Raw genomic sequence first — 22,998 nt, forward strand, 5'->3', positions numbered from 1 at the left:
AAATCAAATTGTTTAACCTAGCAAATATACTTAAAGGTGATTGTAGCGGTAATAAGTGTGCTAAGCGACTAGTTATGAACAATCAAGCATTTATAAATCTGTGACTATTTACTACAATTACTCAAAGGATTAATAAATCTAGGCCTATGTCTAAAACGGAAATACCCACTCAGTTCTTACAAGTCGGACATTACATCAGCCTTCCTCTAGGTTGGACAGCGCATCCATTCATGCGTAACAACTTTCTCATCAAAAATGACGAGCAGCTAACAGTTGTAAAATCCTTAGGATTAGACCTCATAGAAGTTGTCCCTAGTAAGTCTAAAATAGCGACTCCTGAAGTTAACCTAAATGACGCACTGGAAGAGGATAAAGCAGAAGTAGCAGAGGTAGACCCAGATCAAGCATGGCTAGATGAGCTTAGGGATGGACAGAAGCGAGCAAACAAAGCCTACTTACAAAATGCAGAAAACTTCCGCTTAGCCTTAACCAAGTTTACCAGCAAACCCGAAGAGGCTTATTACAGTATCTTTGAACAAGTGAACATTACATTGCAAATGATGTTCAAATCATCGTCGGCTCATAGTGTTTATGTAAGCTTAGAACCTAGTAGCGATGAAGACATTTTCTTTCATAGCGTAAACGTAGCTGTGCTCTCAATCTTAGTTGCCAAAAACCTTGGGTTTACCGAAAAAGAATGCCAACACTTGTGTATTGCAGCGATGATTCACGATATCGGCGAGTTGAAAGTACCTCAACAGATTCGTAGAAAACCAAGCGAATGGACTCAAGCAGAACAAAACTTCTATCAAACTCACCCCAAATTTAGCGCTGAGCTTATAAAGAAGGCCGGTTCTTTTCCCGAAGAAGTATTGCCAATAGTCGTTAATCACCATGAGCGCCTTGATGGTTCAGGCTACCCTCAGGGTTTAAAAGCTAAGGAACTAAGCAAAGCCACTCAACTTTTAGCGATTGTGGATGCGTTTGAGCATTTGTGTGCCCCCTTGCCCAATCAAAAACGTATGACTCCCCAAGAAGCCTTCGCTTCTCTCTACAAGAATGCCGAAACAAAATACAACAAGCTCTACTTAGAGCAACTCATGAATACATTGGGTATTTATCCGCCTGGCTCAATAGTGAGTTTATCGAATAACGGCTTTGCAATGGTGATGTCGAGTAATCCAAAAGAGAAGTTGAAACCAAGAGTATTGCTACTAGAGAAAGGTAAAAACTTTGCAAACGCAAATATTATGGATTTGACTAAAGAAGAGCTGAAGATAAACAAAACCGTTAGATGGGAAGATGTGCCGGCAAGCTTAGTAAAAAACTTCGATCCGAAACTACGCTGTTGTTACTTTTTCGACCCTGAACAGTAAGATTCCATCAGTTCTAATCAATAAAAAAGCCCGATATTTCGGGCTTTTTTTGCATTTAAACCTTTGTTAACTATTGGTCTTCAGCATCCTTAACGCCTTTTACTTTTTCTCGTAAGCCTTGCAGCATTACATAGAAAACAGGCACTAAACAGGTACCAACAATAGTTGCAGCTATCATCCCACCCATTACGGCGTAACCTAGAGAAATACGGCTAGCTGCACCAGCACCAGTCGCAATCACTAGAGGAATAACGCCAAGAATGAAAGAGAACGCTGTCATCAATACTGCTCGAAAGCGTAAGCGTGCAGCTTTAACAGCAGCGTCTCGAATGCTCATTCCGCCTTCGCGTAATTGCTTAGCAAACTCCACGATAAGGATCGCGTTCTTACACGCTAAGCCTATCAACAATACTAAGCCAATTTGGGTATACAAGTTTACATCTGAACCCATGATCCAAATGTATACAAATGCACCTAAGATAGCGATTGGAACCGCCAGCATTACGGAGATAGGAACCGTCCAGCTTTCATACTGAGCAACTAAGAATAAGTAGGTAAATATTAAGGCCAAACTAAAAATAAATGGCGCTAAGTTACCCGCTTTAAGTTCTTGGTAGGTTTGACCCGACCATTCATAGGTATAACCTGCTGGGAAGGTGGTTTCGGCAATCCGCTTCACTGCATCAATCGCTTGGCCTGAACTAAACCCTGGTGCAGGGAAAGCATTCATCTTAACGGCGCCATACAAGTTGAACTGGTTGATGTATTCAGGCCCTAACTTAGGCTCTACTTGAACTAAAGTATTGAGAGGAACCATTTCATCAAACTTATTTCTAATATAGAAACGAGCAATGTCTTGCTCTGAATTTCGAAATTCAGTTTCGGCTTGCATGTTTACCCGGAAAACTTTACCAAAGCGGTTGAAGTCATTCACATACATTGAACCTAACATAGTCTGTAAGGTCATGAAAATGCTGCTTAACTGCACTCCTTGAACCTTAGCTTTCTGTCGGTCGACGTCTACGAACAATTGCGGCACATCTGCACGATAAGTACTAAATGCAGCAGCTAATTCAGGTGCACTACCCGCTTCAACAGCTGTCGCACGCATCACGCTTGCTAGACTAGCAGGGGTACGACCTAGCGTGTCTTGAATAAAGAACTCCACACCCGCAACCGTACCAACCCCTGGAAGCGCAGGTAGCGAGAAGCCAACTGCCTGGGCTTCGTTGTAGCTGGCTAACACGCCATTCGCTCGCTGAACGATATTAGATTCAACTAAAGCAGGGTCTTTACGTTCATCCCAGTGAGATAGAATCACTACCATTAAGCCTGCATTTGAAGAAACGGCGCCAGAGATAATCGAATAACCACTAGCTGAAATAACGTTAGTTACCCCCTCAAGCTCATTTAGCTCATCGACCATCCTTGAAACAACTTCTTTAGTACGGTTAATGGATGCGCCATTTGGTAGCTGCACATCAATAAAGAAGGCTTTTTTATCTTCGGTTGGCACAAAGCCAGAAGGAAGTGAGGTAGCTAAGTAACCGGTAGCACCAATTAGCAATACATAAACGATGCCAACGATAGAGAGTTTTCGTACCATGCCACTTACAAAACCTGTGTATTTGCCGGTCGCTTTGTCAAAGTGCTTGTTAAAAAAGGCATGAAAACCTTTTTCGTGAACTTTAGGTTTCTTCAACAATGAAGCACATAAAGCAGGACTCAACGTCAGTGCGTTAATTGACGAAATAAGTACCGAAATACAAATGGTGATAGAGAACTGAGCATACATTTGACCAGTAATACCGGGCATTACGGCGGTTGGTGCGAATACAGCTAATAGCACCAATGTAGTAGCAACAACAGGGCCTGTAACCTCTTGCATAGACTTAGTGGTCGCTTCAACAGCATTTAACCCTTCGTCCTGCATTAAACGTGTGGTGTTTTCTACCACAACAATAGCGTCATCGACCACGATACCAATCGCAAGAATCAAGGCGAACAAAGATACTGTGTTAATGCTCATACCGGTAGCAAGCAAAAACGCAAAGGTACCTACAAGAGACACCGGAATTGCAATAGCAGGAATCAAGGTTTGCCTTACATCTTGCAAGAAGATGTAAACAACAAAGATTACCAGTGCGATTGCTATAAGTAGTGTTTCAAGCATTTCGTCAATTGAAGTTTCAACGAACTGGGTAGTGTCGTACAACACTTTGTAGTCCATATCTTCTGGGAATTGTTCTTCTAAACGAGACAACTCCTCACGAACACCTTTAGCCACTTCTAAAGCGTTTGCACCACTCGCTTGATAGATGAACAATAACGCAGACGCTTTGTTATCTAACATCGCTTCTGCGTCATAACTCGCAGCGCCAAGCTCTATTCGTGAAATATCTTTAAGATATACTGCACTGCCATCAGGGTTTGAACGAATAATAATTTCTTCAAACTCTTCTGGATGGCTTAAACGACCTTTAGTAGATAAGGTGTACTGGAATTGTTGATCGCGCGGAACTGGTGCTGCACCAATTCGACCTGCTGCAACTTGTATATTCTGTTCTTGAATCGATGCAATAGCATCATCTACGGTAACACCTAAACTGGCCATGCGGTCTGGGTTTAACCAAATACGCATCGAATAGTCCATGCCACCGATAATGCTTACTTTAGATACCCCGTTAACCCTAGCAAGGTTATCTTTAATGTTGATCCCCATATAGTTATTTAGGAACAGGTTATCTAGAGATTCGTTAGGAGAAACAAGGTTAAGCATCATCAGAATACTTGGATCTTGTTTCTCTACTTTCACACCATTTCGTTGCACCTCGGAAGGAAGACGGGGCATTGCTTGTTGAACACGGTTTTGTACGTTGACCTGTGCCATGTCAACATTACTGCCCACTTCAAAAGTTACGTTGAGGGTATAACTACCATCATTCGCACCTTTTGATTCCATGTAGATCATGTTTTCTACACCGTTTACTTCGGCTTCAACTACCTTAGCGACGGTATCTGCAACTACCTCTGCACTAGCCCCTGGGTAACTGGTGGTTACCGAGACCATTGGCGGAGAAATATTGGGGAACTCTGCTACCGGCAATACCGGTATCGACAAAAAGCCAGCCAAAGTTAAAACAATAGAAATAACAAAGGCAAACTTGGGTCGATGAATAAAAAACTTACTAATCATCACCGACTCCTTAAGATTGGGTATCAGAGAATGGTTGAACAGTATCCATTTCGTGGTCTACTTCAGCGCCAACTCGGGCTTTTTGTAAACCTTCAGTGATAACCAAGTCGCCTTTTTCTAAGCCTTTCTCTACTTCCCAGTCGATACCATAGCGCTGGCCAAGTTCAACATTACGACGACCAACCATGTTCTTTTTATCAACGGTTAGCACATAACGACCTTGTTGGTCTTCTTGTACCGCACGTTGAGGAATTAACATCACCTCTTGCATTTCTGGCGATTCAATAATTACGGTTACATATAGGCCAGGAACGATGATGTGTTCTTTGTTAGGGAATTCGGCACGAATTGCTAAGGTACCTGTGGTGGCATCAACTCGGTTATCAACAAAATCCATTTTGCCGACTTCATCGAACATGGTGCCGTCAGGAAATTTAATTTTTACCGGGAAGTCGCTAAGTTTAAAAGGAGTAGTAACAGACTTATGAGCACGTTGAGCCTCAATAAGCACCTTTTCTGGTAGTTGGAAGTTAACCCAAACAGGCTCCATTTGAACTAGATCGGCCAGCTCGGTTTGATCAGGTGAAATCAAATCACCGGTAAAAACAGCCGCTCGGCTAATACGGCCAGTAAACGGCGCATAAATTTTGGTGTAGCCAAGCTCAAGTTTTGCGTTATCTAATTCGGCATTCGCGCTTTGTAAAGATGCTGCTGTTTGTAATTTACGTGATAGTAAGTTGTCATAGTCAGACTGGCTAATGAAGTTATCCTTAATAAGGCCTTCACCACGCTTAAAGTTTAAAACAGCTGTATCGTAGGCAGCTTTTGCTTGTGCAACTAGGGCTTTAGAAGCCTTAACTGCAGCATCGTATTGCGCAGGGTCTATTTCGAACAGTAAAGCGCCCTCCTCTACAATGCTACCTTCTTCGAAGTTGGTTTTTAACAAGTTACCACGCACTTTAGATTTGATAGTGATATCTTGGGTTGCTTCAGTTCTGCCAACAAAATCATTACTTGGCGTTACTTCTTTCATAGCAACTTCAAGAACTTTCACATTTGCTTTAACAGCAGGAGGTGGAGGTGGTGCTGTGTCACACGCACTTAAAAACGAAAGTGAGGCAATTGTTAGGCCCAAAGCCTTTGCCACACGAGCTACAACAGGTGTGCGGTTCATAAACATTCCTTGTATATTTTTGTGTACCGAGTAAACCATAACTAATCATAGTCGTTATGTGGAAGCATGAAAACTAAAGTACTTACTTTTAACCAACATTTTTCTAAATATTAAACAACAGCTTACTTTATGCTCAGAGTTGCTTTCCATTTCCTGGAAAAGCCTGATTTTGATACCATCTAAACCAAACTAAACTCTTTGGCCTAAACATGCAGTTTCAAAAGATTAACAAAACCGTTTATCAACAACGTTCTCGCTATACCTATATCGGTATTTCAGGTTTGTTGATTTTGTTCACCCTATTTTGGTCGAGCCTATTTATCGCGCTGTTTTCCAAGGGTCCTGATAATTTCTATCTAAACTTACTGGGAGTGGTAGCAGCTGTTATTAGCATTGTCCCAGTGGTATTAACGTTGAAAGACAGAGAATGGTTTTATGAGGTCATGTATGTTTGGCGCTTAAAGCAAGAACTCAACAAAATTAATCGCAAAATGGCAGCTTTAGCCAAAGCCATGAATAAAGCGGATGAAACGGCTTTTGAGATCGTTAAGTTTTCGTATTTAGGTAGTCGTCAAATTTGGGAGTTAGATGACAATACCCTTATGCTCAACGAGTTAACAATTTCTGAGAACAAACTTGAGCAACAAGCAGCACAGTTTAATCTAAACATTAATGCCAACAACTACTCCACCAGCGCATTAGAAAAGTACTAAGTTCGCTTTACTAAGCAAATTGAAAGCTAAAAATCAGGCTTTTAAATGAAGACAAGTATGACCGTCTACTAGGATCGGAGAAATGGCTTTATCTTCAGCAAAAGCCTTTTTAAGCGCCCCCTCAAGGACTAACTTGTCACCTATATTTGCCTGTTTATCAATTAGTTCTGCGGGATAAGCCCATAGATTGCAATTAACTACATGTTGTTGATCAGATTGATCAGTAGAAATTTGCAACTTTAAATAGCTTTGATTGTTTATACTTTTTCGCAAAGAAGACTTTCCGACAATTTCACCAACCAAAGTAACTTTATTCCAATAGAGTTGAGAAGGTGCGCCAACGAAACTCACTTGTTCTACCTCAATGGCACTAGTGATAGTACCTTTGCTGTCTTTTTGGTTTTTTAAGTGGCCACTGATCACCACACCATCGCCGGCTTTTGCATACTGTTTAATTCTTTCCGCCTGCTCTCCTCGAGCATTAAGCTGAAATACTTCTACTTGCTCCTTGCCACTTCCTTTAGGCTTTCGCTTGAACAACACTTCAAACTGGGTAATGGCAGTGCCATCACTAAAGTAGCGTAGAGTAATCTCCTTAGACACAATGTTGCCTAGAATCTCTACCGATGAGCGACAGATTACTTGCAAAAACTTTTCTCCACTTGAAGCCTTTAACGGCATAGTTTAGTAAACTTGTGCCACAGCAAAGTAGCAACAGAACCCCATTATGAAATACCCTTGCCGATTAGACAAATTCCTATCTAAAGCCGGGCACATATCACGAAGCGATGCTAAAAAGTATATCAAAAACAAACGTGTGACAGTGAATAGTCAACTCCAAACAAATGCACAATTTGCTGTTGGTGAGAGTGACAACGTTGGTTTAGATAGCAAAGAATTGAAGCTAATCGAACATCAGTATTTCATGTTAAATAAACCAATAGGCTATTTAAGCACTGAAGCTGAAGCTAACCACCCCAGCGCCATGTCATTAATAGACTCACCACTTAAAATACATGCTGCCGGACGCTTGGATGTAGACACATCAGGTTTATTGCTTTTGACCAGTGATGGCCAATGGTCACATAAAGTCACGAGCCCCAATAGCAAAAAGTTTAAGGATTACAGAGTTAGCCTTGCCGATGCAATTAGCGATAATGACCTTCAGCTACTTGCAAGAGGCCTTTTGCTGCGAGGTGAAGATAAACCCACTCTCCCCGCCGTAACTAAACGTATCAATGAAAAGCAGTTCATTTTGAGTATTAGTGAAGGTCGTTACCATCAGGTTAAGCGAATGTGCGCGGCGATAGGCAATAAAGTAATCGCCTTACACCGGGAAAAAATTGGCGGCATAGTACTAGATATTGAATTGCAAGCCGGTGAGTATCGAGAGCTAACACAAACAGAAATAGCGAACTTCAACTAATCCATTTCCATCATAGATGCATACTCAACTACCTGATTTCGCCCGTTATTTTTAGCCGTGTACAGAGCCTTATCAGCCTGCTTGTAAAGTTTAGCAAAGCTACAGTCTTTTTCGCTTTGAGTAATACCAAAACTACAAGTAAAACTAGGCACAGCTTTATCTTGCTCGAAGGCAAGTCGCAGTCGCTCAGCCAAATTTATTGCCTGTGTAAGGTCGGTTTCGGGCAGTAGCATAATAAACTCTTCTCCGCCCCAACGGGCGAGTAAGTCAGTTTCTCGTTTTAACTTAGTAATTGTTTCTACTAAACGAATCAAACACAAATCACCCGTATCGTGACCATATTGATCATTGAGCTGTTTGAAGTGGTCAACATCAATCATTAATATTGAAAAACGAGAACCATTGCGATCGCTACGGCTTTGCTCCAGGAATACACTGTCTTCAAAATGACGACGATTTGCCGCACCGGTTAAAGGATCTGTATTGGCCAGCTGCATAAGCTTGTCTTCAAGCGTTTTTTGAGCACTAATATCAATACTAGAGCAAACAAAGTTATGCAGTTTACCTTGCCAATAAACAGCCGTTACGGTCATTTGTTGAATAGTATTGAGGCCATTATTACCAAGTATAGAAACCTCTCCTAACCAACTGCCTTCTTCAGCAGCAATTTTAAGTACTTCATCAAATCCAGGGTCAGATTGGCCAAAATCCGTAAGCTTAGTGCCAATCATTTGTTCAGCATCTACACCTACTTTTTTTGCTAAGTATTGATTCGCCTGCATTACCTTCCCCGTAGGGTTAATAATAACTTGTGAAAACTCTCCTTCAAAAGCAGCTTCTCGTAGCGCGTTAAGTTCTTCAACAACTGCTTTTTCACGGCGAATCATCTCGGTTAAATAAGCGGCAAAGAAGCATCCAACAATTGATACCAGATAGACAACTGCGATAAATATTAACCAGTGTCGGCTATCTGTGGCTAAGTCTTTATAAGAGATATACAAAAACGCAGTGTTAGGGTTTGAATCTTCGTATTCATCAAGTACTGAGGTAAACATTAAGCCGCTGCCTACATCATAGGGCGAAGCAGCATCTCGATAAGGCTTGTCATCGAAATAGTCACTAAGTGATGAATAATCTAGTTTGCCAACCAAGTTCAATAACTTCTTGGTGGTATCTTGGCTAAAGTCGCCTTCTATAACGATATCGTCGCTAGTTACAATAACCGCGCGCTCGACTAACATCGGACGACCAACGAAGTGTACAGTTTGATTAATCGCCTGCTGGTCGTACTCATTAACCATCCAACCCACCAGTTTTGACCACTTATCAAATACCGGTATATACAAAACATAGTAAGTTTGTTGGTTAGACTTATCGTAGATAACCTTGGTGGATATAACGCCCTCATCTCTCCACGAGAGGCCTTTAAAATAGTTTTTAATGATTGGGTTAATACCAGAGCTCCACTCCAAAGTGTGGCCCTCTTTGCTTTGATTTAGAGCAAGGTCAACGCGTCCATCACGGTGAACGTAGTAAAAGTTACCCTCTAAATTCACATCGCGAGCAATTCGCTGCCACTCGGTAGCGAGCGTGACCAGTGTTAACTCAGATTCATCATTAACGTAGTTAAGTAGGCCTAGCGTGCGGGTTAACAGTGATAATCGTTGCGACAACAGGCTTATTAAATGCTTGTTAGCTGTCTTAAAACCACCAAAAGACAATTCAACTTCTTCTACAATTTGATGCTTTATGGTTTGGTAGCGATGAGAAAGCACCGCAGCAAACAATAAGGTGACCAACAGCGCCCAAAAGCCTGCCTTTTTTTGCCAAGAAATGTTGTTTTTAAGAAAACGTGAATTCAATTGTGCACTTTAAAATCTATTTAGATACAAACTATTATTAAACAACTGAAGCGTTTTTGCTCTTTAAAACTGCCGTTAAAGTTAAAAAAGCAAAGGCTAAATCAAATAATGTGAAATTCAATATTCATACTTGAATGCTTGCCCTGCTGCTAGGATACTTAGCAAAAAACAAAAAGGTAAATACATGACTGATTTTCGCTTTCATCCACAAAGTCAGGTTATACAGCAGCAAGACAGCTATTTAATTACTCTCTATACCGCCATTAATCACAACTACCACAAGGTGTTTGTACGAGTAGAACCAGACCACGAAGAATGGTTAATGGAAATGACCAAGCCGAGCATTGAAGGTAATTGGCTTAAGTGGCAAATCAGCATTCCTGTTAGCCCGCACTCTCCGCTAACACTTTATTGCTTTAAGTTTTTAAGCAAAGACAACCAATGCTATTTACATGCAGCGGGTGAATCTTCTCGTCTACCACAAAAACATTTTCACTTTAGAATTAACAGCCAAGCTAAACCGCCGGAGTGGGCGAAGCAGCAAGTTTTCTATCAGATATTCCCGGAACGCTTTGCTAATGGCGACCCAAGCTTAACGCCGAACAAAGACAATTACAGCTACCAAGAAGATGGTAGAAAAATTGTTCAAAAACAATGGGGAGAGCCGGTCGCAAAATCTCATTCTGGTACCGGCGCAACAGAGTTTTATGGCGGTGATTTAATTGGTATTGAACAAAAGCTAGATTACCTGCAAGAGCTGGGTATAACCGCGCTCTACCTTAACCCCATTTTTTGTTCTCCAAGTAACCATAAGTACGACTGTACCAACTACTTCAAGGTTGAACCCCACTTCGGTGGTGACGAGGCTTTAATAAGCCTATCAGAAAATATGAAAATCCGTGGGATGAAGCTAATGCTAGATGCGGTAGTTAACCATACGTCTAATCAACATCACTGGATGGATTACTATCAGCAGCATCAAGGCGGCGCTTACCATAACCAAGATTCACTGTTTAAAGATTGGTATCACTTTGATGAAAGCGGCAACTATTGGTCATGGAAAGGCGTTGAAACCTTGCCCAAGTTAAACTTTGCCAACGTTGAGGTGCAACAAGCTATCTATGAAGGTGAGCAATCCGTACTAAAACACTGGTTAAAGCCGCCCTTCTCTATCGACGCTTGGCGCTTCGATGTCATTCACATGCTTGGTGAACATAATAGCGCACAAAACAATGCCCATTATGTGGCTAAGTTTAGAGAGTCTATCAAGCAAACAAACAGCGAAGCCTACATGATAGGAGAACACTTTGCAGAGGCAACTCAATGGCTGCAAGGTGACCAAGAAGACGCAGCCATGAACTACTACGGTTTTAACCAACCCATAGTTGCGTTCTTGGCGGGTGTTGATGTTCCGCGCTACGTACCTCTTAAACTTAACGCAGCTGATTTAGCGACCTGGCTGGCCGAAGCGCGCGGTTCTATCCCCTTCGCCAATCAGTTAGCGCAATACAACCTATTAGATAGCCATGACACGCCGCGTTTTTCTCACTTAGTGAACGAAAGTGAAGAGCTTACAAAAATTGCAGCTACTATGCTGCTTACATATATCGGTGTGCCGTCAATTTACTACGGTGATGAAGTAGGCTTAACTGGCGCTAATGATCCAGACTGTCGCCGTTGCTTCCCTTGGGATGAGAAGCAATGGAAACACGCTTTGCTTAACCATTACCAGCAACTAATTTCGCTGCGCAAACAGCGTAGTGAATTACAACAAGGTGACCTTATAAGCCTGCTTGAGAATGACGACGTATGGGTGTTTATGCGTTGGCTTCCAGAGCAACAGAGTATTGTGGTAATTAATCGAGGAGAGTCTCAAGAGCTAGACTTAAACCTAGCCCACCTGCAAGACAAGGTTCCTTACAAAGTATTTGATAGCAGTGAAGAGTTGGTCGCCGATTCAGATGGAAAATTGGCGCTATCACTAGCTGCTCAATCTTCCATGGTATTAATTAGCCAATAGGCTTATTCCTCATACTGGCTATCTGTCAGTAATTGCGCATCTAAAGACTTGTTAGCGTTTACTTGCAAGTCTTTTAGTTGCTGGGCTTGCCTAACCAAGTTTCCTTTACCAGTGCTGAGTTTGTTCATGGCATTTTGATAGCTATCATTAGATCGCTGCAGTTGTTGGCCATGACTTTTTAAATCTTCCGTGAACGCAACAAACTTATCGAATAACTTCCCTGCCCGTTGTGCGATCACTTGGGCATTTTGTTGTTGGTGCTCAGTTTTCCATAAGTTCTGAATTGTTCTAAGCGCCACCATCAAACTACTTGGGCTCACCAGCAATATATTGGACTCTAGCGCAAAGTTAATTAGCGAAGGATCTTGCTCTAAAGCGCTGAGGTAAGCACCTTCAATTGGGATAAATAACAATACATAATCTAAGGATGGTAATTGATACAAGGTATGGTAATCCTTTTTGGATAAACCAATAATTTGTTGGCGTAAGCTTTTAGCATGCTCTTTTAAGGCAGTTAACTGAGCTTCACTATCTTCGCTGTTGTAATAACGCTCATAGGCAACTAGGTTTACTTTTGAGTCAACAATAACTGATTTATTGTCCGGCAGTTTAACTACAACATCGGGTTTAATGGTTTGACCATGTTGATTAACCCCTACTACCTGAGTTTGATACTCGTGCCCAGCTCTAAGACCTGAAGATTGCAAAATTTGCTCTAATATCAGCTCTCCCCAGTCACCTTGTTGTTTATTATCGCCTTTTAACGCTTTAGTTAAGCGCACTGCGTCTTCACTAATCTGCTGATTAAGCGATTGCAAAGTAACAATTTGGTCTTTTAAGGAATGGCGCTGCTTGGCTTCGTTTTCGTAGCTTTGTTGAACCTGCTGCTTAAAACCATCCAGTTGCTGCTTTAAAGGCAGTAATACCGACTCAATACTCTGTTTACTTTGTTGTTGTAGTTCTAGGCCTTTCTCTGAGAATATTCGATTAGCTAACAACTCAAACTGGTTGTTGACTCGCTCTTCGCTTTTTTCCAAATAGCTGATTCGTTCTTGTAGCGCAATGTCTTTTTGTTGCAATAAAGCACAGCGTTGCTGTTCACGTTGTAACAATTGCTGGCAGATAACTAATTCTTCCTTAAGCTCTCGCAGGTGTTGCAGTTCGGTATGTAATTCGGCTAGTGAGATGTCTTTGTCATGGTCTTGCTGCTGTAATTGTTGATTAGCTTGGTTTTGCTCTAGCAATTCAGTTTCTAACTGTTTTTTTAACAGCGTAAACTCATCGTTTTTTTTGGAAAAAGCTTTACCTTTTATGCTAATTACCAACAGGCTTACAATTAGTAAAAAAAGTAAGGAAAAAGTAATAGCAGCACTCATTTGGTTAAATTGAGAAAAAATAGTCTCTAAGTTCACAGTAAATCCATTGCGATTATGTTGAATTGCTCGTTATCATGCATCATACAGTATGCAGCTCGCCAATCTTAAAGCTGTAGTACATGTTTTAGCTTAAATTTAGGAAAATCATTAAGATGAGTATCTTTTCAGCTTTAAAGAAAATGTTCCAAGCTGCGCCAGTTACCCCCAAAAGCTATCCAGCGGAAGTTTACAACGAGTTCACCATTGCCCCTCAGCCACAATCTGCAAATGGGCAATACCGTGTGGCGGCTCAAATCAGTAAAACTGTAAATGGTGAATTGAAAGAGCACATGTTTATCCGCTCTGATACATGCGCTAGCTCAGACGACGCCGCCGAACTAGCCATGCACAAATGTAAAACCTTTATTGATCAAATGGGTGATCAAATTTTCGATTAAGCAACAGCGGTGCTAATCAAACAACCGGGTTAGCACCTGTTTTACCGCGTCAATATCAAAAGGCTTGTCGACTAAAGCGGATACGCCGCTTTGCCTTACACCATCAAGCTTGGCGCAATTATTTTCAGACGTAACCATTAGAGCTGGGATCTCACAAAAGGTTGGATGTTGGCGCAATGCTTCAATCAATGCCGCCCCATCCATTATTGGCATGTTGTAATCGGTAATCACCAAATCTACTTGATTGTTAACCATCAACGACAACGCTTCCTGACCATTTTCTGCCAAAATCAGTTTAGTTAAACCAATGTTTTCTAATACTTTTGAAATATGACGGCGAGCTGTTTGGCTGTCATCTACAACCAGTACCGTTTTATCAGAAAAATCTAAGTTATCGATAACTTCACTATCTGGCTCTATATAACTAATGGTTGCTTGCAGCGCAGACAATAAGTGTGTGAATTCGAAAGGCTTAGGCAAAATAGCAATAACACCCGCTTGCTTAATTGCGTCTAAGGTGTGGTGACAGGCTTCACTAGAAATCAACATAAAGGCCACATCACGGCTTAAGTCATTAGCTCGTAACTGTTGCACTAAATCGGTAGCAGTACCGTCGCTGAAATACATAGAGCTAACCACCAAATCTGGTGCAGTTTTAATTGCGAGGTCCAGGGCCTGTTGACAGTTCTCTGCCATTAAAAAATTATCAATACCCGCTTCATGCAATCGCGTTCGAATGATGTTGCGTTGCATATTTGAAGGTTCTACTAATAAGATCGTAAGATCAGCTAACGACAGTGTATCCATAACATCCTGTTTCACTAACAATAGGAATGTCCATAGTACCGCTTTAAGCTATCCATTTTTATCGCTAATTTGCTAATCTAGCATTCTTACTTGAAAAACATGCTTTTAGTCACCAAATTAAGGCTAAACAACCAACGGAAAACGCTATGCAGCCCACAACGTCTGTTATCGATATTAGTTTTGAGAACGCCCAACAAGTGTTAATTGAAGGTTCAATGAACCTGCCAGTAGTGGTGCATTTTTGGTCGCCTTCTAGCCCTCAGTGCGAGCCACTGTTTTCTTTACTGCAACAAATCCATCAACAAACCGGCGGAAGCTTTACCTTAGCTCGGGTTAATATGGATGAGTTAGCACCGCTTGCTCAGCAACTTGGTGTTGCACAAGCCCCAGCTGTAGTAATCCTAAAAGAAGGTCGCCCAGTTGATGGTTTTGCCGACATTCCTTCTCCGGAGCAAGTTACAGAAACCATTGTTCGTCATTTACCTGCACCTGAGGAGCAACTGTTAGCAAAAGCTAAAGAGCTACTAGCAGAAGACCAATCGGTAGAAGCATTAAACGTGATACGTGAAGCTCATAATCTAGCCCCTCAACGTAACGACATTATCTTGGTATTGATTAGAGCCTTGCTTAATAACCAAATCGCAGACGAGGCCGAAACACTGTTAAACGGCTTACCACTTGAGGACCAACAAGCCGATTTTCATGAGTTAAAAAGCCAGCTGGAACTTCTAAAAGCAGCAGCCGAAAGCCCTGAGATTAAAGCACTTGAAAGCAAACTGAACACAGCTGAAGATAGCGCTGAGCTGCGCTTAAGCTTAGCTATTCAGTATTCTCAAGCAGGTCGTAATCAAGAAGCTCTTGAACTGCTGCTAGCGATACTTCAAAAAGACTTAGAGTGCCTAGACGGCCAGATTAAAAAGAACTTTTTAGATATGTTAGCCACTCTAAATGGCGACCCTTTATCTTCTCAGTACCGCAGAAAGTACTTCAGCCTTTTGTACTAGCAGTAAAGCTAAAGCCTAATGCAAAAAAGCCAACATCGCTGATGTTGGCTTTTTTATTAAATGCTATTTGGCTTACACTGCATCGGCAGCTAGCTTGTTAGCTTGCTCTGGGCTTTGTTGTTTTGCCAGTTCTAAGGTATTCGCATCTAAGCGATAGAAATGCATTACAAATACCAAGGAGAAGAAAAACACTCCAGGGATAAAGGTGTACAAGAGGTTAATCCAAGTAGTTGCCTGGGTTGATTGGAGCTCAGCACCACCAACATAACCTGCACCAGCTAAAATCCAACCCACCATAGCGCCACCAATAGCGATGCCAGCTTTAATTGCAAACAGATTGGTAGAAAACACCATGCCACTTAACGAACGACCGCTGCGTGATTTTTCATAATCAACCACATCGCTCATCATGCTCCACAACAACGGTGTAGTGCTCATTTGCACAACGCTTAGCACTATCATTACAACAAACACTAAAATCACATTGCTAGGATCAATAAAGAACATTGCAGCTGATAGAGCCCCAGAAATCCCAATCAGCACTTTATAGGTTTTAATCTTGTCAAAACGGCCAAGCACTGGCGAAGACGCCATTGCACCAACAATATTAGCCAGCATTCCTGCCACCATCATCATAGTGGCTAGATCGGCGCGCCCCATAACTGTGTTTACGTAGTACATGGTCGAAGCTGCTTTTAAAACAACACCAGTGAGCAAAACAATATTTAGGATAAACAATACCCGCCACTGGGTGTTTTTCCACAATAACTTCACATCACTAAAGGTAGAACCTTTTTTGCTTGGACTAAGCTCAGCAGTATGGTGCTCTTTGGTATTTGCGAAACAATAAAAGAACAGCAACATTGCGCCAATACCCATCACAACCATCGCACCAAGATAGCCTTTTTGTTCATCACCTTGTCCGATGTATTGAACCAAAGGAAGAGCTACCAGAGCTACCACTAAACCGCCTGCGGTGCTTAAAGCAAAACGATAAGATTGCAAGGACACACGTTGTTTAGGATCGTTGGTCATGGCATTTGCCATCGCACAATAAGGTACGTTTATGGCGGTATACATTAGTGTTAGCAAGATGTATGAAGCATAGGCATAAATAACCTTGCCGGTAGAACCTAAATCGGGAGTATAGAATGTCACCATACAGGCGATGCCAAATGGGATGGCCATCCACAAAATATAAGGTCTAAATTGACCATGCTTAGTACGTGTTCTGTCTACTAACGATCCCATTATTGGATCGGTTATCGCATCGATAAAACGAACTAACAAAAACATGGTACCCATGTGTACCGGGGATAGGCCATATACGTCGGTGTAATAGTAAGCTAAGAACAGCATCACCGTTTGCCAAACAAAATTACATCCCATGTCGCCCAAACCGTAGGCTACTTTTTCCTTAACCGTTAGGTTAATTGTGCTCATTTGATCTCCGAAATCATCTTATATTTTTCGGAAACAATTTTGGTTCAACAAGTTTATTCAGGCTATTATTTTATAGTTAACCTTATTTACGATATCCATCATATGCGACACAGCTCATAAGCAACATATATAACTAAATACTAAAACGTAATTTTGTAACAAGTGGAATGAGTGAGATGTTAAACAACAATCAAACTTAGTGGGCTATTTGTAGACAATTAAACGTTAGATTTTAACAGCGATTTAATGCTAAGCAGGCTTTGTTTAGTGCTTGCAGGTAATGGAGTGAGTGGTTCTAGTGTTGATTCTAGATTTAGTACCTCTTGGTTAAGCTGTTCGATTAACTCATCATTGCTATTGCTAGCTGACTTATTGCCGTTAGCCATCGCACCACTAAAATAAGATACTAAAAACGGAACACAGTAGGTGAATAATAGCGCGCCCCACTTAGGGCTCGCACCGTTAACAATATCCCATTGGTTTATTAGGTTTAAGATCGAACCAACGATGACAGCAACAACTATAGCTCTTGCCATGATTTGTTTATTCATGATGATCCTTATCTATACATTGCAAACCAAACACATGGTTTATTCTAGGTAAAACTCGTAATAAACATCTAGTGCGCTATTTAAGCCAGAGAATGCCTCAATAAACAATTTGGGCAAGATCTCATATTTAATGGTTAGTTCGTTAACTGGGTCAAAAACTCCCATGCCATATCTTACTTGGACCCCAGGTAATACATAGGCACTCACTTCTACTTGAGTGGAACTGCCAGAACCAGCGGTACTTAGTGACAAATCATTTAAGCCAAGAGTATTACCTACATTACCCACTAGCCCTTCTGCTCTGCCGAGACCAGCACTAAGTAACATAGAAGACAAGGCATTGTCATCTTGCTCGCTATCACTTAATGCCCGCCCCCGTAGTAGGTAAGATAACATTTCATTTTGCGACATCGATGGCTCGGAAAACAAACTAACCTGAGGCGCATCGGCTAAACCAACAACTTGCACCCCAACGGTGACATCATCAGAAATCGTATCTGGATTACGTACTGCTTGAATATCAAGATAAGGTTGCTCTAAAGGACCAGTAAACATGATCCAACCTTTCTCAATAAGTAGGTTTTGCCCGTAAGCTCTAAAGCGCCCATCGACCAACTCGATACGTCCATCTGCCAGCAAGGGCTCGCTAGGTTGTTGTTTTAAGTTTAAATGACCTTTTAAGTTGGTGTTCAAGCCTAAGGCCTCAAGGGTAATCTCCTCGGCTAAGGTCACTGTTACATCTATCTTTGTACGCTGAGAAGCAACAGCTTCGCTTTGCTCTTCAATGACAATCGCATCCGAAGACTCTGAAACTGCAGACTCTGGCAAAGACTTAACTTTTATCGCGCCCTCTTCTACGGCTACCGTGCCGCCAATGTCGATAAGATCGTCGATTAACTTAATTTTAATATCTGGCGAAACGGCTAAGGTAGCGTAAGGATCAACGATAATTGGAAGCAACTTGGCATTTATATCCAACTCACCCTCTAAGTTATTATTGGGCCACGCAAATTCGCCCTGCCATTGAGCTGTTCTTCCTTCACTATTAAATTTACCGGAGATATTGGCTTGCTGGTTGTCTAGCAAGATTTGCGTTTCTAGTTGCTCAATACTCAAGGGCACATCGGGCCCAGATACATATCCTTCAGTTAGATTTATTTCTCCATCTAACTTAGGTGAAATTACCTGCCCTTTAACTACAACTTCACCGTCTATTCGACCTTCTAAGTTATCGAGAACAGTTACAAATGGAAGCAAAGGTGAGAGACGAATATTGTCGATATCTAATTTGCCGTCTATTTGTCCTTCTTTATCAATCGAAGTTACTCCCGATGAACGTAAGGCACCTAACTCTTCTGACTCAAATAAGGCTTGCCACTGCAAGGTATCACCTTCTAGATCAGCGTCTAGGCTTAATACTTGATAACTTAAGGTTACTTCATTGAGTTCAGTTTTTTGTATAACTGAACCCGGATTTAGATGTAAGTTTATTTTTGCTGTTTCTGGAACCCATTGACTAAACTGCGCGTTAACTTCTGCAGATGCTTGCCCCTGCAACTCAGTTCCCTCTGGCAGAAGGTGATTTAATGCCAGAAAATCAAAGTCTTTTACCCGCAAGTCCAGCTTACTATTGCCGTCAGTAGAAAATGGCGATAACAAACACAACTCACTGTCGTCGCGAGACCAGCAGTGCTCCCCAACACTTGCGACCGAGTCTTGATAAGCAAGATTGATTGGATTTGATAAGAACCAAGTGCCCAATTCTGCAGTTAAATCAGCTTTTAACAACTGACCTTGCCAAGAAGATAAGGTGCCTCCACCTGTTAAATCCAAATGTAGATTACGAGTAGATTGTTCAACCGCCAGATTAAGCGTTTGATTTTGATTCTTACTCATATACTTAAGCGTTGCTTCGTTTACTGTTTCACCAGCGACTTTAAGATTAGCTAGAGCAAGATTAAGCTGACCAGAAAAGCTTTCGTCTAAGCTCAGGTTTCCTTTACTGGTTACGGCATCAAGTGCTATTTGCTTGTTTGCAATCTGCTCGGCTTTAATTTGCCAATTGACTGTGGGCTGATTGAGCTCGCCAGTTACTTTAACTTGCGCTGTTGCTGCCCCACTTTCTAACCAAGGTAACTCTGCTAATTGAGTTGCTGTTAAATTGGCATTTACTGAAATGGTTTGTTCGTTTAACTGCACACTGCTATCAATTTGAGTATTTGCTAGAGCGATTAATGCATCAACTTGATTAGTTTGTTTTGCTAAGTCTCCACTTGCTGATGCCTGAATACTCAAAGGAAGCTTTAACCACTCACCTGTAATATCCGCGTTATCTAACGACCACACTTGATCTTCGATGTTAGCAACAAGTTTGCCATCTAAGTCCGGCAGGGCCATATCTTCGCCGAGATCTAGCCAATGACTAAGCTGCAAATTATCTATGTCAGCATTTAGTTGAGCACTTAAGGTAGGCGCCCAAGCTGCAGTACCGCTAAATTGAAATCCACCAACCACCTTGCGGGTTGACTCATTAAACTCAGTACCATTTAACTTATTCTGATCGAGCAATTGATCTTCGCTGCTTTCATCTATGACGAGTTTCTCAAGTAACTCACCTTGAATGTCAAATGCTTGTAGCTCGTTCAAGTCACCTTGTAATTGTGCGTTTAACCAAAGGTCTTGAACACCAGCTAAGTCACTTTGCAGTTGTAATTGATAACCAGTTAGGTCACCACTGGTGTTAAGACTTAGACTGGTCAACGTGAGCTGTTCATCAACCAAGCTAAACGCTTTGTTTAGGTCAGCTCTTAATTCAAAAGGCAGGTTTGTTTGTAGCCAAGCAATTTGGCTATCTAATTGGCTTTCAATCAATCCGGATGTGGTAATTTCAGCATTTAGCTCGTCACCATCGCCGTTTAAGCGAAAGTTGGTGCGCAATTGTTGGTCAGCCAGTGGCATCTCCCAAGCGCCTTCTAGCAGAGATGCATACCGGTTTTGAAATGCCTGCTTACCACTAAGTTGCAGATTTCCCCATGGGCTTTCTACGTATAAGTTCGCTAACTCTAGTTCTGCAAAACCTAAGACTCCACGTAGTTTAGCGACAGGAAATTCTAGCTCTTGGGTATCCAGCTTTAACTTACCTTCTATTAATTGAAGATCGCTAACATTTACCCGATATGGCATGGTGATCTGTGGTACTTCGATGAGCAGTGGCAATAGTGGCTTAGATTCTTCACTGCTTGTCTTGGCTTGCTCTTCCTGCTCACTACCTGCTGATAGCGCAACTTGCCAGTTGTTTAAATGCAACTGCTCTACTTGAATATTGTCTTCTGCCCAATTTGCTTGAATAAGCACTTTCTGCCAAGAAATATCTATCCCATCAATGATGATAGAAGCGTTACTCACATTGAGTAGATTAACCACAAATGGAAATGGAGGTTGCCAAGGGCCGGTGTCTTCCTCTGGCTCAAGAGGTTCTGGCTCGCTTGTTGAGGCTTGGGCCATAGCTTGAGTATCTACCTCAACAGTAAGCGTTGAGCTAACCAGCTTTTCGACACAGAGTTTAGTTTGACTAATACACACCCAGTCTAAAGCAAGCTCTAAATCATTTAACTCAACCAACAAGCCAGCTTGCTGCCAGCTCAGCTGTTGCGCCTTTATGCCCTTATACAGATTACCATCGGGCTCAACGATGCTTAGACCATCAACTAAGTCACTAACCTTAGTTAGTATCCATTGGGTACTTGGCGTAAACGATAACGCAAGTATCAAACAAAATAGTAATGCGCTTATAGAAATTAGCGTGTATTTAACAGCCCGAAAAATCATAAATCAGGCCCTAGAGAAAAATGAATACGCCACGGATCAGACTCATTTTGTAAACCCTTCGCAACATCTAAACGTAGAGGGCCAATTAGCGTTAGCCAACGAATACCCATACCAACACCAACAGAAACGGGCTCAGAAAAATCATTCGTTGCTGTACCGGCATCTACGAAGGTAGCCCAACGCCACTTTTCAGCAAATTGATAGTTATACTCCACGCTACCCACGGTGAGATATTTACCACCAATCAATTGGCCGTCGTCATTTTTTGGGCTAATGGTTTTATAATCATATCCACGAATACTTTGGTCACCACCGGCAAAGAAACGCATAGATGCAGGTACGTCGGTAATATCATCAACTAGAATGCCACCAAGATCGGCTCTAAGTAAGATGCGATGATTTTGATAAGAACGTAGCCATTTACCCAAACCCGCTAAGCGCAACATTTCTACATCTGATCCCCAGTAAGGATGACCCACTTCTAAGCTAGCTTGTAAGTTATCGCCCCAGTATGGGTCTAAACCACCACGGGTGCGCAAACGAGCAAAGTTAGCGCCAGGCAGCACCAAATCAGATACCGAATACTGATCTGCCTGTCGGTATTCTTCGTGTTGCCACTTTAAAAACAAAGAAGGTTTCCATTCGTTATCTAAACGCCATTGACGGGTGGTAGACAAAATAGTCTTTTCACTTTCGGTGTCATTGGTTTTTTCTCGAATATAACCGGTTTGAATATCCACGTAATCGTCCACTGGATTATCTATGGGGATCCGGTAAACAAACTGAGCGCTTTGCTTTGGCTCTGCGGCTTCAATCTCAAAAGTAATACTATGGCCATTTTCGTTCACCCACGGTCGAGTCCATTTTAACCTAACTCTAGGGCCAATATCGGTAGTGATACCGCCACCCACCTCAAAGGTATCGCGCGGCTTTAATTGCAAACCAACCAGTAAATCAATTTCACCGTCATGTCGATTGCCAATATCCGGTCGTACAGAAATGACTTGGAAGTAGTCCGTTTCACCTAATCGCTGGTTAAACTCGCCTACCTTTTGTGAATCGTAACGATCTTGCTTATTAAACTCAGCCAAATTAGCAAACATGGTTCGTGGTAATTCAGGATTTGTAAACACGATGTCGCCAAAGCGATATCGCTCGCCAGAGTCATAACTTAAATAAATGTCGGCGGTATTGTTTACAATACTGATCTGAACTTCTGCTTTATGGTAAACCGCATCGAAGTAGCCATAACGAGAAGCTAAGCGGTCGAATTCCGATTTAAGGCCGTCGTAGGCGGCATGGGTAAACACTTGTCCTTCTGCTAAGCCACTGCGAGCTATAGCGCCTGTATAACGACTGTCTTTTGTTGCTGCGCCAACAAAATCCAGTTCAAAGTTGTTTACCCGCAGCCTCTCACCTAGCTCTACCTCCACCAGGAACTTTTTTTCTGCGGTTTCTGTTATGGTAATTTCGCTTTGGTAATAGCCTAGGGCACGCAGAGCGCGTTTGGTTTGTTCACTACTGGCGCTGATTATACGGCGGGCACTACTGTTATCGGGAAAGGTTTGTGCTTCTAGGTAGACTTTTACATTATCTTTTGACTCCCCAGAAATGCCTTGGTAATCAAAATCTATCGCTGCTACCGAAGTGGTAAACAAAACAAGCAACACCGGCCACAAGCGAAAAAACAAATGCACAAATCCTTAGAAAATCCTTTAAGCGCTCAGTTTAATGTTTTTTTGTAAGTTTAAAACCACTTATCTGCTTAGGCTTTGTTAAATTGGT

Annotated in this window: 16 protein-coding genes; 6 read left to right on the forward strand and 10 right to left on the reverse strand. The window is 41.9% G+C overall.

The window, feature by feature from the left end:
* The first annotated feature begins 146 nt into the window (after positions 1-146).
* Positions 147-1,376, forward strand: coding sequence for an HD-GYP domain-containing protein (locus OV592_RS11190; RefSeq protein ID WP_406608631.1), 1,230 nt, complete (start codon positions 147-149; stop codon positions 1,374-1,376).
* 70 nt (positions 1,377-1,446) lie between these two features.
* Here the strand turns inward: OV592_RS11190 and OV592_RS11195 are convergent, their stop codons facing one another.
* The gene (locus tag OV592_RS11195) at positions 1,447-4,572 is read right to left on the reverse strand and encodes an efflux RND transporter permease subunit (protein ID WP_406608632.1); all 3,126 of its coding nucleotides are present in this window, start codon (positions 4,570-4,572) and stop codon (positions 1,447-1,449) included.
* Positions 4,573-4,582: 10 nt separating this feature from the next.
* The gene (locus tag OV592_RS11200) at positions 4,583-5,746 is read right to left on the reverse strand and encodes an efflux RND transporter periplasmic adaptor subunit (RefSeq protein ID WP_016403248.1); all 1,164 of its coding nucleotides are present in this window, start codon (positions 5,744-5,746) and stop codon (positions 4,583-4,585) included.
* A 209-nt stretch (positions 5,747-5,955) separates the two neighbouring features.
* Here OV592_RS11200 and OV592_RS11205 point away from each other — a divergent pair, with 209 nt between their 5' ends.
* Entirely contained in the window at positions 5,956-6,459 is a 504-nt protein-coding gene (locus OV592_RS11205; RefSeq protein ID WP_406608633.1) for a DUF3087 family protein, read from the forward strand.
* A gap of 33 nt (positions 6,460-6,492) precedes the next feature.
* Here OV592_RS11205 and OV592_RS11210 read toward each other — a convergent pair whose 3' ends face one another.
* Positions 6,493-7,140 (reverse strand): single-stranded DNA-binding protein, encoded by a 648-nt coding sequence (locus OV592_RS11210; protein WP_406608634.1) that lies wholly within the window; start codon positions 7,138-7,140, stop codon positions 6,493-6,495.
* A gap of 46 nt (positions 7,141-7,186) precedes the next feature.
* Between OV592_RS11210 and OV592_RS11215 the strand changes: the two genes are divergently transcribed.
* On the forward strand, positions 7,187-7,885 hold the full coding sequence (locus OV592_RS11215) for a pseudouridine synthase (protein ID WP_406608635.1): 699 nt from the start codon (positions 7,187-7,189) through the stop codon (positions 7,883-7,885).
* On the opposite strand, the gene OV592_RS11220 is transcribed toward OV592_RS11215, so the two are convergent.
* Entirely contained in the window at positions 7,882-9,747 is a 1,866-nt protein-coding gene (locus OV592_RS11220) for a diguanylate cyclase (protein WP_406608636.1), read from the reverse strand. The genes OV592_RS11215 and OV592_RS11220 overlap by 4 nt on opposite strands.
* Before the next feature lie 184 nt (positions 9,748-9,931).
* On the opposite strand from OV592_RS11220, the gene malZ reads away from it, so the two are divergent.
* Positions 9,932-11,767, forward strand: a complete 1,836-nt coding sequence (malZ, locus tag OV592_RS11225) for a maltodextrin glucosidase (protein ID WP_406608637.1) — start codon at positions 9,932-9,934, stop codon at positions 11,765-11,767.
* A 2-nt stretch (positions 11,768-11,769) separates the two neighbouring features.
* Here malZ and OV592_RS11230 read toward each other — a convergent pair whose 3' ends face one another.
* On the reverse strand, positions 11,770-13,179 hold the full coding sequence (locus OV592_RS11230; RefSeq protein ID WP_406608638.1) for a DNA recombination protein RmuC: 1,410 nt from the start codon (positions 13,177-13,179) through the stop codon (positions 11,770-11,772).
* 116 nt (positions 13,180-13,295) lie between these two features.
* Between OV592_RS11230 and OV592_RS11235 the strand changes: the two genes are divergently transcribed.
* Positions 13,296-13,580: an HlyU family transcriptional regulator gene (locus OV592_RS11235; RefSeq protein WP_016403255.1), complete on the forward strand. Its 285-nt coding sequence runs from the start codon at positions 13,296-13,298 to the stop codon at positions 13,578-13,580.
* A gap of 12 nt (positions 13,581-13,592) precedes the next feature.
* Here the strand turns inward: OV592_RS11235 and OV592_RS11240 are convergent, their stop codons facing one another.
* Positions 13,593-14,402: a response regulator gene (locus OV592_RS11240; protein WP_249483686.1), complete on the reverse strand. Its 810-nt coding sequence runs from the start codon at positions 14,400-14,402 to the stop codon at positions 13,593-13,595.
* A gap of 131 nt (positions 14,403-14,533) precedes the next feature.
* Here OV592_RS11240 and OV592_RS11245 point away from each other — a divergent pair, with 131 nt between their 5' ends.
* The gene (locus OV592_RS11245) at positions 14,534-15,391 is read left to right on the forward strand and encodes a tetratricopeptide repeat protein (RefSeq protein ID WP_221077085.1); all 858 of its coding nucleotides are present in this window, start codon (positions 14,534-14,536) and stop codon (positions 15,389-15,391) included.
* A 72-nt stretch (positions 15,392-15,463) separates the two neighbouring features.
* Here the strand turns inward: OV592_RS11245 and OV592_RS11250 are convergent, their stop codons facing one another.
* The 4 genes from OV592_RS11250 to OV592_RS11265 form a co-directional block, all read right to left on the reverse strand.
* Positions 15,464-16,834 (reverse strand): glycoside-pentoside-hexuronide (GPH):cation symporter, encoded by a 1,371-nt coding sequence (locus OV592_RS11250; RefSeq protein WP_338621341.1) that lies wholly within the window; start codon positions 16,832-16,834, stop codon positions 15,464-15,466.
* A gap of 218 nt (positions 16,835-17,052) precedes the next feature.
* Positions 17,053-17,385 carry a nitrate/nitrite transporter NrtS gene (nrtS, locus tag OV592_RS11255; RefSeq protein WP_406608639.1) on the reverse strand — a complete coding sequence of 111 codons (333 nt, stop codon included), beginning with the start codon at positions 17,383-17,385 and terminating at the stop codon, positions 17,053-17,055.
* A 39-nt stretch (positions 17,386-17,424) separates the two neighbouring features.
* Positions 17,425-21,213 carry a translocation/assembly module TamB domain-containing protein gene (locus OV592_RS11260; RefSeq protein WP_406608640.1) on the reverse strand — a complete coding sequence of 1,263 codons (3,789 nt, stop codon included), beginning with the start codon at positions 21,211-21,213 and terminating at the stop codon, positions 17,425-17,427.
* Positions 21,210-22,904, reverse strand: a complete 1,695-nt coding sequence (locus OV592_RS11265) for an autotransporter assembly complex protein TamA (RefSeq protein WP_406608641.1) — start codon at positions 22,902-22,904, stop codon at positions 21,210-21,212. Before OV592_RS11265 ends, OV592_RS11260 begins: the two co-directional genes overlap by 4 nt.
* Positions 22,905-22,998: the final 94 nt, after the last annotated feature.

The sequence above is a fragment of the Agarivorans sp. JK6 genome (assembly GCF_045277145.1).
Lineage (GTDB): Bacteria > Pseudomonadota > Gammaproteobacteria > Enterobacterales > Celerinatantimonadaceae > Agarivorans > Agarivorans albus.